This is a genomic window from Mycobacterium sp. NGS68, assembly GCF_059812195.1.
Genome location: NZ_JCALCE010000018.1, coordinates 115,557 through 130,119, shown reverse-complemented (window position 1 = coordinate 130,119; position 14,563 = coordinate 115,557). Strand labels below are relative to the sequence as shown.

General features: G+C 68.4%; 12 protein-coding genes. 6 read left to right on the top strand and 6 right to left on the bottom strand.

What is annotated here, in order from left to right; translation table 11 throughout:
* Positions 1–117: PPE domain-containing protein (locus AC5Y5V_RS20055; protein WP_499938919.1), on the bottom strand; the 117-nt coding region annotated here is incomplete at its 3' end.
* Between the two features lie 15 nt (positions 118–132).
* Positions 133–3,330 (bottom strand): PPE domain-containing protein, encoded by a 3,198-nt coding sequence (locus AC5Y5V_RS20050; RefSeq protein WP_499938901.1) that lies wholly within the window; start codon positions 3,328–3,330, stop codon positions 133–135.
* A gap of 367 nt (positions 3,331–3,697) precedes the next feature.
* Here AC5Y5V_RS20050 and AC5Y5V_RS20045 point away from each other — a divergent pair, with 367 nt between their 5' ends.
* Together AC5Y5V_RS20045 and AC5Y5V_RS20040 are read left to right on the top strand one after the other, a co-directional pair.
* Positions 3,698–4,456 carry a beta-phosphoglucomutase family hydrolase gene (locus tag AC5Y5V_RS20045; protein ID WP_499938899.1) on the top strand — a complete coding sequence of 253 codons (759 nt, stop codon included), beginning with the start codon at positions 3,698–3,700 and terminating at the stop codon, positions 4,454–4,456.
* A complete protein-coding gene (locus AC5Y5V_RS20040; protein WP_499938896.1) occupies positions 4,453–6,822 on the top strand; it encodes a glycoside hydrolase family 65 protein in 2,370 nt (789 codons plus the stop codon). Before AC5Y5V_RS20045 ends, AC5Y5V_RS20040 begins: the two co-directional genes overlap by 4 nt.
* Positions 6,823–6,825: 3 nt before the next feature.
* On the opposite strand, the gene AC5Y5V_RS20035 is transcribed toward AC5Y5V_RS20040, so the two are convergent.
* Complete coding sequence (locus tag AC5Y5V_RS20035) at positions 6,826–7,458, bottom strand: C39 family peptidase (protein ID WP_499938893.1); 633 nt, start codon at positions 7,456–7,458, stop codon at positions 6,826–6,828.
* 90 nt (positions 7,459–7,548) lie between these two features.
* Complete coding sequence (locus tag AC5Y5V_RS20030; protein WP_499938890.1) at positions 7,549–8,118, bottom strand: TetR/AcrR family transcriptional regulator; 570 nt, start codon at positions 8,116–8,118, stop codon at positions 7,549–7,551.
* A gap of 61 nt (positions 8,119–8,179) precedes the next feature.
* Here AC5Y5V_RS20030 and AC5Y5V_RS20025 point away from each other — a divergent pair, with 61 nt between their 5' ends.
* Together AC5Y5V_RS20025 and AC5Y5V_RS20020 are read left to right on the top strand one after the other, a co-directional pair.
* Positions 8,180–9,091 (top strand): TauD/TfdA dioxygenase family protein, encoded by a 912-nt coding sequence (locus tag AC5Y5V_RS20025; RefSeq protein ID WP_499938887.1) that lies wholly within the window; start codon positions 8,180–8,182, stop codon positions 9,089–9,091.
* 90 nt (positions 9,092–9,181) lie between these two features.
* Positions 9,182–10,087 carry a TauD/TfdA dioxygenase family protein gene (locus tag AC5Y5V_RS20020; protein ID WP_499938885.1) on the top strand — a complete coding sequence of 302 codons (906 nt, stop codon included), beginning with the start codon at positions 9,182–9,184 and terminating at the stop codon, positions 10,085–10,087.
* 107 nt (positions 10,088–10,194) lie between these two features.
* Here the strand turns inward: AC5Y5V_RS20020 and AC5Y5V_RS20015 are convergent, their stop codons facing one another.
* The gene (locus AC5Y5V_RS20015; protein WP_499938882.1) at positions 10,195–11,931 is read right to left on the bottom strand and encodes a GMC oxidoreductase; all 1,737 of its coding nucleotides are present in this window, start codon (positions 11,929–11,931) and stop codon (positions 10,195–10,197) included.
* Positions 11,932–12,042: 111 nt separating this feature from the next.
* On the opposite strand from AC5Y5V_RS20015, the gene AC5Y5V_RS20010 reads away from it, so the two are divergent.
* Both AC5Y5V_RS20010 and AC5Y5V_RS20005 read left to right on the top strand, forming a co-directional pair.
* Positions 12,043–12,372, top strand: a complete 330-nt coding sequence (locus AC5Y5V_RS20010; RefSeq protein WP_499938880.1) for a DUF4333 domain-containing protein — start codon at positions 12,043–12,045, stop codon at positions 12,370–12,372.
* A 38-nt stretch (positions 12,373–12,410) separates the two neighbouring features.
* Positions 12,411–13,418 carry a hypothetical protein gene (locus tag AC5Y5V_RS20005; protein WP_499938878.1) on the top strand — a complete coding sequence of 336 codons (1,008 nt, stop codon included), beginning with the start codon at positions 12,411–12,413 and terminating at the stop codon, positions 13,416–13,418.
* 17 nt (positions 13,419–13,435) lie between these two features.
* On the opposite strand, the gene AC5Y5V_RS20000 is transcribed toward AC5Y5V_RS20005, so the two are convergent.
* Complete coding sequence (locus AC5Y5V_RS20000) at positions 13,436–14,563, bottom strand: GuaB3 family IMP dehydrogenase-related protein (RefSeq protein ID WP_499938875.1); 1,128 nt, start codon at positions 14,561–14,563, stop codon at positions 13,436–13,438.

Here is a 14,563-nt window from a genome sequence, read left to right as displayed (position 1 = left end):
GGCCAACTCGCTACTGAGCCCATCCCAACTCGCCGCCGCGGCCAGCATCGGCGCCGAACCGGCCCCGGTATACATCTGCGCCGACGTGACCTCCGGCGGCAACACGAAGATATTCATCGGGTCAGTCGTGGCTCACTTCTCTGCGGCCAGGCGGCCGATCAAGCTCGAGCCGCCGCCGAGGATGTCGAGATCCTCGCCGGCCATTGCGGGAGTGGCGAACAGGGTTTGGGCGCCGACCTGCACCGTCGTTCCGGCGTTGACGAGCAGCGCGTTGCCGACACCGCGCGCCGCCGTGACGAAGTCGCCCGACCCGAGTGCGGACTGCGCCGCCAGCAGGTCGCTGTGGGCCAGCTCGCGCGCATACTCAAGCTGAATGGTGTTCTGCCGCAACAAGCCCGACGTGTCCGCGTAGTTGTTCGACAGCAGCTGGGACAACATGCCGTTGTCGGCGCGATACGCCGCAAAGGCCGCAACCGCGTCCGTCCGCACACTGCCGTCGCCCATGCCGCCGACGAGGTTGAGGTCCTGACCGGCCAGCTGGAAGGCGAACGCGCCCGTCCGCGAGGCCTCGGTCAACGTCGTGCCGGCATTGATCAGCCCGGCGTCGGCGACATGACGCACCGCACCGACGAGGTCCAGGGACGTCAACGACTTACCCGCCGCCGCCAGATCGCTGCGCGTCAATTCGTGCATCGCGTCGAGCTGATTCGCGTTCACCTGCTGCAGGCTCGCCACCGCGTGCTGGTTGTAGTCCGTAATCCGGCCCAGCAGGTCGCCGTCGGGAGCCGTCGCCAACAACTGCTGTGACGCTGCCGCGGCGGCTTCCTTCACGCCGCCGATCAGGCTGGAACCGTGGCCGAGGATGTCCAGACTCTGGCCGGCCAGCGCCGGGGCCGCGAACACGGTCCGCGCGCCGACCTGCAGCGTCGTCCCCGCGTTGACCAGCACCGCGTTGCCGACGTCACGCGCCGCCGTGACGAAGTCACCCGAACCGAGCGCCGCACCCGCGTCTGCGAAGCTCTCCTGAGTAAACGTGTGCGCGAAGTCCAGCGCGATCGTGTTCTGCCGCAACAGACCCGACGTGGCCTGGTAGTTGTTCGACAGCAGCGAGGACAGCATGCCGTCGTCGCCGCGGACCATCGCCAACGACTGGAAGGCCTCGGCCTTGACGCGGCCCGCGCCGCCGAGCAGGTTGAGGTCCTGGCCGGCCAGATCGAAACCGAACGCACCGGAGCGCGCGCCGAGGGTCAGCGTCGTCCCGGCATTGATCAACCCGGCGTCGGCCACGTGGCGCACCGCGCCGACAAGGTCACCGGAGGCCAGCGACGTACCCGCCGCCGCCAGGTCGCTGCGGGTCAATTCCTGCACGGCCGCAAGCTGATCCGCGTTGAACGCATGGAAACGCGCCACCATGGACTGGTTGTAGCTGCTCAGCTGGTCGAGCAACCCGCCGTCGCCGCCGCCGATCGCCGCGGCGGCCTGCGCGATCACCTTCCCGCCGCCGATCAGGCTGGAACCGTCGCCGAGGATGGTGATGTCCTGACCGGCCAGCAGCGGGGCTGCGAACAGGGTCCGCCCGCCCACCTGCAGCGTTGTCCCGGCGTTGACGAGCACCACGTTGCCGACGTCGCGCGCCGCCGTCACGAAGTCACCCGAACCGAGCGCCGCGCCCGCGGCCGCCAGATTCTGCTGGGTGAACGTCCGGGCGTTGTCCAGCGCGATCGTGTTCTGCCGCAACAGGCCGTTCGTGGCGTCGGCGTTGTTCGACAGCAGCTGGGACAGCATGCCGTCGTCGCCGCGGAACGCCAACGCCTGCAAGGCATCGGCCCGCACGATGCCGCCGCCCCCGCCGCCGAGGAGGTTGAGGTCCTGACCGGCCAGCTGGAAACCGAACGCGCCGGTGCGGGCGCCCAGGGTCAGCGTCTGGCCGGCATTGATCAGGCCGGCGTCGGCGACATGGTGCACCGCCCCGACGAGGTCACCGGACGCCAGCGACGCACCCGCCGCCGCCAGGTCGCTGCGGGTCAATGCCTGCACGGCCGCAAGCTGAGTCGCGCCCGCTTCCTGGAATTGCGCCACCATCGACTGGTTGTAGCTGGCCAACTGGTCCAGCGACCCGCCGTTGCCGGTGACCGCCAACAAGGCGGCGGCAGGCTCGGCGGAGATCCTCCCGAGCAGGCTGGCGCCACCGCCGGCGATGGTGATGTCCTGGCCGGCGATCAGCGGCAGCCCGAAGACGGTTTGGCCGCCGACGCGCAACGTCGTCCCGGCGTTGACCAGCACCGCGTTGCCGACATCCTGTGCGGCCGTGCCGAAGTCACCCGAACCGAGCGCGGCCTGCGCGGCCGCGAGGTTGGTGTGGGTGAGCTCTCGCGCATAGTCGAGCTGGATGGTGTTGGACCTCAGCAGGCTGGCCACCGAGTCCTGGTTGTTCGTCAACAGCTGGCTCAGCAGGCCACCGCTGCCGACGGCCGAAATCGCCGGCTGCACCCCCAGGGCATAGGCCTTGATCCCGCCGCCCGCGCCACCGAGAAGGTTGAGGTCCTGACCGGCCACCTCGAACGGAAAATCACCGGTGCGAGCGGCCAGACGCACCGCCGTGCCGACGTTGATCAGGCCCGCGTCGGCGACGCGCTGCGCAGCGACGCCGATCTGACCCGACGTCACCGCCTTGCCCGCCGCCGACAGGTCGGCCCGGGTGAGCGCCTGGGTGGCGGCCAACTGGCTCTGGGTGAAGTCGGTCAAGCGGGCGACCGCGCTCGAGTTGTTCGCCATGACCTGTCCCAGCGGTGAGTCGCTGCTGATGTTGACGCCCAGCGCCTTCAGCGCCTGCTGCCAGGGTGTCAACTGCGCCGCCACCGCGGACGCCGCGCCGTGATAACCCACCAGCGCGGTGATGTTCTTGGCCCACATCGCCTCGTACGCGCCTTCGGCGGCCGCGATGGCCGGGGCGTTGAAGCCGAATAGGTTGGACCTGACCAGCGACACCAACTGGACGCGGTTGGCGGCGACGGCCAGCGGGTGCGTCACCGCCGCCCGGGCCGCTTCGAAGATGGCGGCCGTCGACTTGGCCCGCAGCGCCGCGCTCACCGCGTGGACCGCCGCCGAGTCGAGGAACCGCGAATACTCGGTGGCCACCGCCGTCATCGCCGACGCCGCCGCGCCCTGCCAGGGCACGTTCGACGTTACCGCCGAAAACGATTGCGCCGCAGCGCTTAACTCCGCGCCCAGACCGTCCCAGCTTGCCGCGGCCGCCAGCATCGGCGCCGAGCCGGCACCGGTGTACATCTGGGCCGACGTGACCTCTGGCGGGGATACGAAAATGTTCATGACAACCGTCCCTTGCGCTGCCTTGACTTTGACTCATCCGCCGTTGCCTCGACGGGCATGACCACGGCGAAAGCCCCTGGACGGCTCTCGCCTGCAGGCACGACATCCCGATCACAGATCCACAAAGCCCGATCACCACCTCGTGTCGCGACTGCCTGATGGCAAGACTTTATGACTCTGGAAGGAAATGCGTCGGAAAATCCGCATCTTTTTTTACCGGCCCGTCAATGGCCCGATTCCACGCCGATGCCAACGACTTTCGCTCCGGTACGGCCGTCTCACAAATTCGATGTGTAACGGATGGCGATAACGGTCAAAGATGAATGGTGGACTATCACCGATCATCCGAAGAAAGCGAGGTGACCGAGTGAGTTCTGCGCTGGGTTTGCCCGAAAAGGTGCGCGCCTGCCTGTTCGACCTCGACGGTGTGCTCACCGACACCGCGAGCGTGCACACCAAGGCCTGGAAGGCCATGTTCGACGACTACCTCTCCCAGCGCGCCGAGCGCACCGGGGACAAGTTCGTCCCATTCGACCCGGCCACGGACTACCGCAAATACGTGGACGGGAAGAAGCGCGAGGACGGGGTCCGCTCGTTTCTGGACAGCCGCGGAATCGAATTGCCCGACGGCGACCCCGACGACTCCGGGGACGCCGAGACCATTTACGGCCTGGGAAACCGCAAGAACGACATGTTCCAGCGGGTCCTGCATGACGACGGGGTCGAGGTGTTCGACGGGTCGCGACGCTACCTGGAAGCCGTCGCGGCCGCGGGTCTGGACATCGCCGTGGTCTCGTCCAGCGCCAACACCCGCGACGTGCTCGAGATCACGGGCCTGGACCGGTTCGTCCAACAGCGGGTGGACGGCGTCACCCTGCGCGAAGAACACATCGCGGGCAAGCCGGCGCCCGACTCCTATCTGCGCGGCGCAGAGTTGCTCGACGTCGAGCCCGACGCGGCGGCAGTCTTCGAGGACGCGATATCCGGCGTGCAGGCGGGCCGTGCCGGTAACTTCGGTTTCGTGATAGGGGTAGACCGCGTGGGCCAGGCCGAGGATTTGCGCGACAACGGCGCCGACGTCGTGGTGACAGATCTGGCCGACCTGCTCGGTGATAGTCCCCGATGATCACCGAAGAAGCCTTTCCCGTCGAACCGTGGCAGGTCCGCGAAACCCGGCTGAACCTCCGGCTGCTCGCTCAGTCGGAGTCGCTGTTCGCGTTGTCCAACGGGCACATCGGGTTGCGCGGCAACCTCGACGAGGGTGAGCCGTACGGCCTGCCGGGCACCTACCTGAACTCGTTCTACGAAATTCGGCCGCTGCCGTACGCCGAGGCCGGGTACGGCTATCCGGAGGCCGGACAGACCGTCGTCGACGTCACCAACGGCAAGATCATGCGGCTGATGGTCGACGACGAGCCGTTCGACGTCCGCTACGGCGAGCTGATCGACCACGAGCGGACCCTGGACCTGCGCGCGGGGACGCTGTGCCGTCGTGCGCACTGGCGCTCGCCCACCGGCAAGCAGGTCAAGGTGGTGTCCACCCGGTTGGTGTCGCTGGTCCACCGCAGCGTGGCGGCCATCGAGTACGTCGTCGAGGCGATCGGCGAATTCGCCCGCGTCACCGTGCAATCCGAACTTGTCACCAACGAGGACCAACCGGAGACCTCGGACGACCCGCGGGTGTCGGCCATCCTGGAGAACCCGCTGGAGGCCGTCGCGCACGAAAGCAACGAGCGCGGAGCGCTTCTCATGCACCGCACCCGCGCCAGCGCCCTGATGATGGCCGCCGCGATGGACCACGAGGTCGACGTGCCGGGGCGCGTCGAGGTCGTCACCGATGCCCGCCCCGACCTGGCCCGCACCACCATCATCTGCGGGCTGCGTCCCGGCCAGCAGCTGCGCATCGTCAAGTACCTGGCCTACGGCTGGTCCAGCCTGCGGTCCCGCCCGGCGCTGCGCGACCAGGCGGCGGCGGCGCTGAACAACGCGCGCTACAGCGGGTGGCAGGGCCTGGTCGACGGGCAGAAGACCTATCTGGACCTGTTCTGGGACTCGGCCGATGTGGAAGTCGAGGGCGACCCGGAGAGCCAGCAGGCGGTGCGGTTCGGGCTGTTCCACCTGTTGCAGGCCAGCGCCCGCGCCGAGCGCCGGGCCATCCCCAGCAAGGGCCTCACCGGAACCGGATATGACGGCCACGCCTTCTGGGACACAGAGGGTTTCGTGCTGCCGGTGCTCACCTACACGGTGCCACACGCGGTCGCCGACGCGCTGCGGTGGCGGGCCTCGACGCTGGATCTGGCCAAGGAGCGGGCGGCCGAACTCGGCCTCGACGGCGCCAGCTTTCCGTGGCGGACCATCCGCGGCCAGGAGTGCTCGGCCTACTGGCCGGCCGGCACCGCGGCGTGGCACATCAACGCCGACATCGCGATGGCCTTCGAGCGGTATCGCACGGTCACCGGCGACGAGTCGCTGGAAGCAGAGTGCGGCCTGATGGTGCTGATCGAGACGGCCCGGCTGTGGATGTCGCTCGGCCACCACGACCGTCACGGCGTTTGGCACCTCGACGGCGTCACCGGGCCCGACGAATACACCGCAATCGTCCGCGACAACGTGTTCACCAATCTGATGGCGGCACACAATCTGCTGAACGCCGCCGAGGCGTGCGGCCGCCACCCGGACGCGGCGGGAGACGTCGGCGTCACCCACGAGGAGATGGCCGCCTGGCGCAACGCCGCCAACGCCGCCCACATCCCCTACGACGAGGAGCTCGGCGTCCACCAGCAGTGCGATGGCTTCACCACCTTCGCGGAGTGGGATTTCGAGACCAACAACACCTACCCGTTGCTGCTGCACGAGGCCTACGTGAAGCTGTACCCCGCGCAGGTGATCAAGCAGGCCGACCTGGTGCTCGCGATGCAGTGGCAGAGCCACGCCTTCACCCCCGAACAGAAGGCGCGCAACGTCGACTACTACGAGCGGCGCATGGTGCGCGACTCGTCGCTGTCGGCGTGCACGCAGGCGGTGATGTGCGCCGAGGTCGGCCACATGGAGCTGGCCCACGACTATGCGTATGAGGCCGGGCTGATCGACCTGCGCGACCTGCACGAGAACACCCGCGACGGCTTGCACATGGCCTCACTCGCCGGCGCGTGGACGGCCCTGGTCGCCGGCTTCGGCGGCCTGCGCGACGACGACGGCGTGCTGGAGATCGACCCCCATCTGCCCGACGGCATCTCGCGGCTGAGGTTCCGGCTGCGCTGGCGCGAGTTCCGGGTGACCGCCGACGTCAACCACGACGACGTCACCTACACCCTGCGCGACGGCCCTGGCAGCGAGCTGACCATCCGGCACGCGGGCGAGGAACTCGTGCTGAGCACGGAGTCGCCGACGACGATCGCGGTGCGCAAGCGCAAGCCGCTGCTGCCGCCGCCGCAGCCGCCGCCCGGTCGCGAGCCCGTGCACCGCCGCGGCCTGCGAGCGGAATTGAACTGACGCTCAACCGGTTACCACGGCGAAGTTGTTGCTGGTCGCCCACGACCGTTCGAAGGCGGCGAGCGGAACCTGCTCGTCGCGGCCGCTGTCGATGCCGCTGTCGTTGAGGTGCACCATGCCGGCCCTGGTGTCGATGCCGGTGACGACGACGAAGTGGTCCTCGCGGGAACGGTCGCCCCGCGCGTTCCACAGGATCTCGCTGTTGACCCCGGCGATCACCTTGTGTCCGCGCGCCAGCTCGTCCTCCAGCGCGTCGAGGGTGAACAGGCCCATCGTGGACCGAACGCCGTAGTGTGCCAACAGAATCGGCAGATCCCGGTTGTCGGTGGGGCCGCCGGGCTGCCAGATCGGCCCGGGGTGAACGGAGCTCGGCGTGGCCTGCGACAGCGCCTTGATCTGCGGCTCGTCGGGCTGGCGGCGGGTGACCTCGCCCACCACGTCGGCGACGGCCATCTGCGCGCAGTCCGTCCCGTGTTGCCTGCGCCAGAACGGCGCGGCGGCGGCGGGGTCGCCGTACATCCGGGGCCCGTTGCCCACGGGGTTGGGAGCGGCGTGCGCCGCGCCCGCGAACCCGATCACCGATGCGGTGACGAGCGCGGCCAGCGCGCTCGTCGTCTTCACAATGCTTGTCGTCATGGCGATGACGATCGGCGACGGCGCTAAAAGAATGTTTGGGAAAACCTTGCGGAATTCATGCGCTGAGGCGCCCAAAGGCGGCAAGCGGGCTCAGTGCGGTTCGACGATGCGCGCCAACTCGGCCAGCACGGCCTCGCGCAATTCGGTGTCCGTCAGCTCGTCTAGACCGGTCGATGCGCGCAGGAACGGTTCGAAGAGCCGCCAGCCGAATTGCAGCGCAACGGCATTGGCGACGGCCAGCCGCGCGCTGCGGTCGTCGTCGAACTGGGGGCGCACCGCCTCCAGCAGCTCCGCCATGCCGGGGAACTGCGTCTGCAGTTGTCCCACCGGGTAGCCGTCCAGCAAGGTGCGGGCTATCACCCGCAAATGCCGGTCCATGGCTTCCTCCAGCTCCGCGTCGGGTGCGCCGCCACGCCGCAGTGCCGTGGTCGCCGCGCCCAGGTGATCGAGCACGGCGCCCACCAGTTGTTCCTTCGCGCCGAAGTGGCGAAACACCAAGCCGTGGTTGACCTTCGACCGGGCGGCGATGTCGCGGATGGACGTCGCGGCCGGCCCGCGCTCGGCGAACAGGTCGGTGGCCGCCTGCAGGATCGCCGCGGCCACCTCTTCCCGACCGGTGGGAATCTTCCCGCGCGAAATGCTTGCCGACCCGTCCGTCACGCACCTACGTTAACTGAGGTAGTCAACTGACTACACCTCCCCTCGCGCCAGGACGACAGCAATGACACAGCCGGTAATCATCAGGAAGCTCACCAGCCGCATCGGTGCCCAAGTCGACGGAGTGCGACTCGGCGGCGACCTCGACCCGGACACCGTCGAGCAGATCCACCGGGCGCTGCTGGTCCACAAGGTGATCTTCTTCCGGGGCCAGGACCATCTCGACGACGAGCAGCACCTCGCCTTCGCCGGGTTGCTGGGCACGCCGGTCGCCCACCCGGCCGCGCGGGCCTTCGTCGGCGTCGGCGACGTCGGGCCGATCATCACACCGATCAACTCCGAATGGGGCAAGGCGACCCAGTGGCACACCGACGTCACCTTCGCCGCGAACTACCCGGCGGCCTCGATCCTGCGAGCGATCACCCTGCCCGGCTACGGCGGTTCGACGCTGTTCGCCTCCACAGCGGCCGCCTACCACCACCTGCCCGCACCGCTGAAACACCTCGTCGAAAACCTCTGGGCCCTGCACACCAACAAGTTCGACTACGCGATCAACGATGCCGACCTGGAATCCCTGACCGATGCTCAGCGGACCCTGGTGCAGGGCTTCCAGCAGCCGGACTTCCGCACCGAACACCCGGTGGTGCGGGTGCACCCCGAAACCGGCGAACGCACGCTGTTGGCCGGCAGCTTCGTCCGCAGCTTCGTCGGCCTGGAACCGCACGAGTCGCAGGTCCTGTTCGAACTGCTCCAGCGGCGAATCACCCAGCCGGAGAACACCATCCGCTGGAACTGGGCGCCGGGTGACGTCGGCATCTGGGACAACCGCGCCACCCAGCACCGGGCCATCGACGACTACGACAACCAGCGGCGGCTGATGCATCGGGTCACCCTGCTGGGCGACGTCCCGGTCAACGTGCACGGCGAACGCAGCCGGGTGATCAGCGGCGCCCCGCTCGAGGTGATTGCGAGCTGAGCGCGGGGCCCTTGCCGAACCGTAGTCAACTGACTACACTGGCCGCTGTAGTCAGCTGACTACACCAGGCTTGAAGCAAGGACGACTGCAATGACAGACACGATCACCGTCACCAAACTGGGCAGCCGCATCGGCGCCCGTATCGACGGGGTACGACTCGGGGGCGACCTCGACGCCGACACGCTGGAAGCGATCCACCAGGCGCTGTTGACGCACAAGGTGGTCTTCTTCCGCGACCAGCACCACCTCGACGACGGCGAGCAGCTGGCGTTCGGCGGGCTGCTCGGCACGCCGGTGGGCCACCCCGCCGCCGCCGTCCTGGCCGCCAAGAACGCGCCGATCATCACCCCGATCAACTCCGAGTTCGGCAAGGCCAATCGCTGGCACACCGACGTCACGTTCGCCGCGAACTACCCGGCCGCCTCGATCCTGCGGGCGGTCACCCTGCCCAGCTACGGCGGCTCGACGCTGTGGGCGTCCACGGCGGCGGCGTACGACCAGCTGCCCGAGCCGCTCAAGTGCCTCGTCGACAACCTCTGGGCCGTGCACACCAACCGCTACGACTACATCACCGACGAAGCCGCCGCGGCGATGACCGACGCGCAGAAGGTGTTCCGGCAGGTGTTCGAGAAGGCGGACTTCCGCACCGAGCATCCCGTCGTGCGGGTGCACCCGGAGACCGGCGAGCGCACCCTGGTGGCCGGCGATTTCGTCCGCAACTTCGTGGGGCTGGACAGCCACGAATCAAGCGTGCTGCTGGAATTGCTGCAACGGCGAATCACCATGCCAGAGAACACCGTTCGCTGGAACTGGGCGCCGGGCGACGTCGCCATCTGGGACAACCGGGCGACGCAGCACCGCGCCATCGACGACTACGACGACCAGCCCCGCCTCATGCACCGGGTGACCCTGATGGGCGACGTGCCGGTCAGCGTGCACGGGGAACGCAGCCGGGTGCTCAGCGGCGCGCCGCTCGACCAGCCGCTCGCGAGCTAGAAGGCGCCCGACGGCGCCGAGACCCTCACCCGCTGCGCCGAGCGTTAATCTGCTGCGAGAAAACGGCCTCGATTTCGCAGGGAATTCACGTTCGGCGGGGTCACCCGCTAGACGGCGTCGCTGACCGGCTCGATCGGCAGCCACCGCAGAGCGCCCGGCGCCGCCGCGGGCACCACCGGGTGCTCCGGTGCGATCGGGTCCAGCCGGTGATAGTCGTCCCCCTGCAGGGGCCGCTGGTCGTTCTCGCCCTTGTTCGGCCACAACGACGCGGCGCGCTCGGCCTGTGCGGCGATAGACAACGAGGGGTTGACGCCCAGGTTGGCCGAGATCGCCGCGCCGTCGACGACATACATCGTCGGGTAGCCGTACACCCGGTGGTACGGGTCGATGACGCCGTGCTCGGGGCTGTCGCCGATCACCGCGCCGCCGAGGAAGTGGGCGGTCAGCGGGATGTTGAACAGCTCGCCCCAGGTGCCGCCGGCCACGCCGTCGATTTTTTCGGCGATGCGGCGGGTGACCTCGTTGCCGACCGGGATCCAGGTGGGGTTCGGCTCGCCGTGGCCCTGCTTGCTCGTGTACCAGCGGATGCCCAGCTTGCCGCGCTTGGTGAACGTGGTGATCGAGTTGTCCAGGTGCTGCATCACCAGCGCGATCAGCGTGCGCTCACTCCACTGCCTGGGATTGAGCAGCCGCAGGATGTGCTTCGGGTCCGATCTGGCCTGGTCCAGCAGTTGCTTCCAGCGCGGTACGTCGGTGCCGCCCGGGCCGGAGCCGTCGGTCATCAGGGTCTGCAGCAGCCCCATCGCGTTGGAGCCCTTGCCGTAGCGAACCGGCTCCACGTGGGTGTCCGGCGTGGGGTGTATGGACGACGTGATCGCCACGCCGTGGGTCAGGTCCAGGTCGGGGTTCACCGACAGGGTCGCGGCGCCGACGATCGACTCGGAGTTGGTCCGAGTCAGAACGCCCAGCTTGTTCGACAGCCTGGGCAGTTTCCCGGCGTCGCGCATCCGGAACAGCAGGTGCTGAGTGCCCCAGGTGCCCGCGGCCAGGATCAGGTGGGTGGCGGTGAACGTGCGCCTGTCGCGGCGCAGCCAGCTGCCGGTGCGTACGGTACGCACCTCCCACAGCCCATCGGACCGCTGCTCGAACCCCTTCACCGTGGTCATCGGAATCACCTGTGCGCCTGCGGATTCCGCGAGCCCGAGGTAGTTCTTCACCAGGGTGTTCTTGGCGCCGTGGCGGCAGCCGGTCATGCAGCAGCCGCATTCCAGGCAGCCGGTGCGTGCCGGCCCGGCGCCCCCGAAGAACGGGTCGGGCACGGTGACGCCCGGGGCCTGGGTGCCGTCGGGGCCGAAGAACACGCCGACCGGCGTCGGCACGAACGTGTCGCCGCACCCCATCTCGTCGGCGACCTGTTTGACGATGCGGTCCGCGTCGGTGAACGTCGGGTTGTACACCACGCCGAGCATCCGCTGCGCCTGGTCGTAATGGGGCCCGAGTTCGCCGCGCCAGTCGGTGATGTGCTTCCACTGCTGGTCGTTGAAGAACGGGTCCGGCGGCACGTAGAGCGTGTTGGCGTAGTTCAGCGAGCCGCCACCCACCCCGGCGCCGGCCAGGATCATCACGTTCTTGAGCGGGTGGATGCGCTGGATGCCGAAGCAGCCCAGTCGCGGCGCCCACAGGAACTTGCGCAGGTCCCACGACGTCTTGGCGAACTCCTCGTCGGTGAAGCGCCGACCGGCTTCCAGCACGCCGACCCGGTAGCCCTTTTCGGTAAGCCGCAGCGCGCTGACGCTGCCGCCAAAACCCGAACCGATGATCAGGACGTCGTAATCCGGCTTCATCGGCCCAGCCTACGGCGAGCGGACAGACAATCGCACAAATCTGCGCGCTGTCGTGCGATTCTCATGTGAGTCTGCTCTGCGGGCGAGCGGCGACGAGAAGGGACAACCACGATGACGATGCGGACGGCGGCAAGGGCGCTTGCGGTGCTGGGAGCGGTGCCGGTGATCGGCTGTGGGGGCGCGGCATGGGCCGACCCGAGCAGCGCGTCGGGAACCGTGTCGCCCTCAGCCGCGGCGAAGGCGGTGGCCGACAGCGTCGCGAGCCAGACGGGCTTTCACCCCTACGACGTGAATTGTCCGTCGGGTGTGGAAGCGAAGGTGACCAACGAGTTCGACTGTCACTTCACCGGGCCAGAGGGTCCGTACACCGCGCACATGCGGATCACGCAGGTCGACGGCGCCAACGTCACGTTCTTTCTGATGTCGTCACGTCGTAATTAGCTCGAAAACCGAGCTAAGCCGATTGATTTGGGGGGAACATGTCGGATCAGATGCTGCCGCCGGATGCCACTGGGGCACACGACGCCGCTCGCCGGCCGCGCGCCGTCACGACGGCCGCGGTTTTCGCTTTCATTGCCGCGTTCATGCAGCTATCCGGCGCATTTCTGAGTTTCCTAATAGCTGGTAACGAATTGTTTGGCCCGTCGGGCATTGCCTACGCCTATGTGATCTTCGACCTGGCCTTGGCCGTCTTCAGCACGTGGGGCGGCGTAGCAGTGCTGCGGGGAACAACCAACAAGATCCTCATCTATACCGCGTTCGTGTTGGTGGCGGGTCAGGTCATCCAAGCAACGACCATGGCCGTCTTTCATTACGGAAATCCGCTTTCGTCGATCGCTGGAATCGCAATCGCCCTGCTGGTCGTCCGCAGCCTGGTGAGTCCGCAAAGCCGAGAGTTTTTCGCTGCCCGCGGCGGCACCACCGCCGACCCACGACCGATGCTCATCACCGGCGGTGCGCTGGCCGCCATCGTGGCTGTGGCCGCGGCCGGCATCGTCGCCGCTCATGAACCGAAGCAGCACGGCGCAACACCGTCTGCGGCCACGGCGCAAACGCCGGCCGCGCCCGCCACAACCGCGCCCGAATCCACGCCCATGGTGATACCCGGCATCCCGCGGACCCCGAACCCACTGGTGCAGTTAGAACTCAATGGCAAACCCGAGCCCATCATCGGCAACGTCGAATGCGGTTGGGACAGTTACTCCCCCGACAAGACCGTGCATATCCGAACCCACATGAGTGATACACAAATAGTCGTCAACCTCTTGCACCAAGGGGCCACCTTGAAAGACCTGACCATCAATCTCCCGAACGGCGGCGGCAGCTATACGACCGGTCCCTACAACGGAACCCAGGCCGAAATTATCCCCGGCGGCCCACCCTGGGCATTCCCCGGCCTCACCGTCAAGACGTCCGGCACTGCCCCGAAATACCCCGCCTACCCCCCGGGATCGCTGAACTTCAAACTCACGATCACCTGCCCCTGACGGACGGGCGCTGGACGTCAGGTGCCGACGGTCAGGCCGACCTTCTGGAATTCCTTGAGGTCGCAGTAGCCGGCCTTGGCCATCGCCCGGCGCAGGCCGCCGACCAGGTTCAGGGTGCCGAACGGGTCGTCGGACGGACCGTTGAGGACCTGTTGCAGCGACGGCCGCTCGCCGACGGCGATCTGCAGGAACCCCCCGCGCGGCAGCGACGGGTGCGCCGCCGCGGCCGGCCAGAACCAGCCCTGACCCAGCGCCTCGGCCGCCTCGGCCAGCGGGGTGCCCAGCACCACCGCGTCGGCGCCGCAGGCGATGGCCTTGGCCAGCTCGCCGGAGGTGTGGATGTCGCCGTCGGCCAGCACGTGCACGTAGCGCCCGCCGGTCTCGTCGAGGTACTCGCGGCGCGCGGCGGCGGCGTCGGCGATTGCGGTGGCCATCGGCACGCTGATGCCCAGCACCTCGTCGGTGGTGGTCACGCCGCGGGTGGCGCCGTAGCCGACGATGACGCCGGCCGCCCCGGTGCGCATCAGGTGCAGGGCCGTCCGATGGTCCTGCACGCCGCCGGCGACGACGGGGATGTCCAGCTCCGCGATGAATGTCTTGAGGTTGAGCGGCTCGCCGTCGCGGACGACCCGCTCGGCGGAGACGATCGTGCCCTGGATGACCAGCAGGTCGATGCCGGCCTGCACCAGCACCGGCGTCAGCGCCTGGGCGTTCTGCGGGCTGACCCGCACCGCGGTGGTGACGCCGGCTTCGCGGACGCGGGCCACGGCGGCACCCAGCAGGTCGGGGTTGAGCGGGGCTGCGTGCAGCTCCTGCAGCAGCCGGATGGCCGCCGACGGCTCGGGCTCCTTGCTGGCGGCCTCGACCAGCTGCGCCACCCGGGCTTCGACGTCGGCGTGCCGGCCGATCAGGCCCTCGCTGTTGAGCACGGCGAGCCCGCCGAGCCGGCCGAGCTCGATCGCGAACTCCGGCGACACCAGCGCGTCCGTCGGGTGTGCGAGCACCGGGATCTCGAACCGGTAGGCGTCGAGCTGCCACGCCGTCGACACGTCCTGCGACGATCGGGTGCGCCGCGACGGCACGATGTTGATTTCGCTCAGTTCATAGGTGCGACGGGCGGCGCGGCCCATCCCGATTTCGACCAT

Excerpts from the sequence above, each read along its gene's own strand:
- AC5Y5V_RS20050 (WP_499938901.1), bottom strand. The coding sequence starts at position 3,330 with ATGAACATTTTCGTATCCCCGCCAGAGGTCACGTCGGCCCAGATGTAC.
- AC5Y5V_RS20000 (WP_499938875.1), bottom strand. The coding sequence starts at position 14,563 with ATGGTCGAAATCGGGATGGGCCGCGCCGCCCGTCGCACCTATGAACTG.
- AC5Y5V_RS20035 (WP_499938893.1), bottom strand. The coding sequence starts at position 7,458 with ATGACGACAAGCATTGTGAAGACGACGAGCGCGCTGGCCGCGCTCGTC.
- AC5Y5V_RS20010 (WP_499938880.1), top strand. The coding sequence starts at position 12,043 with ATGACGATGCGGACGGCGGCAAGGGCGCTTGCGGTGCTGGGAGCGGTG.
- AC5Y5V_RS20005 (WP_499938878.1), top strand. The coding sequence starts at position 12,411 with ATGTCGGATCAGATGCTGCCGCCGGATGCCACTGGGGCACACGACGCC.
- AC5Y5V_RS20040 (WP_499938896.1), top strand. The coding sequence starts at position 4,453 with ATGATCACCGAAGAAGCCTTTCCCGTCGAACCGTGGCAGGTCCGCGAA.
- AC5Y5V_RS20015 (WP_499938882.1), bottom strand. The coding sequence starts at position 11,931 with ATGAAGCCGGATTACGACGTCCTGATCATCGGTTCGGGTTTTGGCGGC.
- AC5Y5V_RS20025 (WP_499938887.1), top strand. The coding sequence starts at position 8,180 with ATGACACAGCCGGTAATCATCAGGAAGCTCACCAGCCGCATCGGTGCC.
- AC5Y5V_RS20020 (WP_499938885.1), top strand. The coding sequence starts at position 9,182 with ATGACAGACACGATCACCGTCACCAAACTGGGCAGCCGCATCGGCGCC.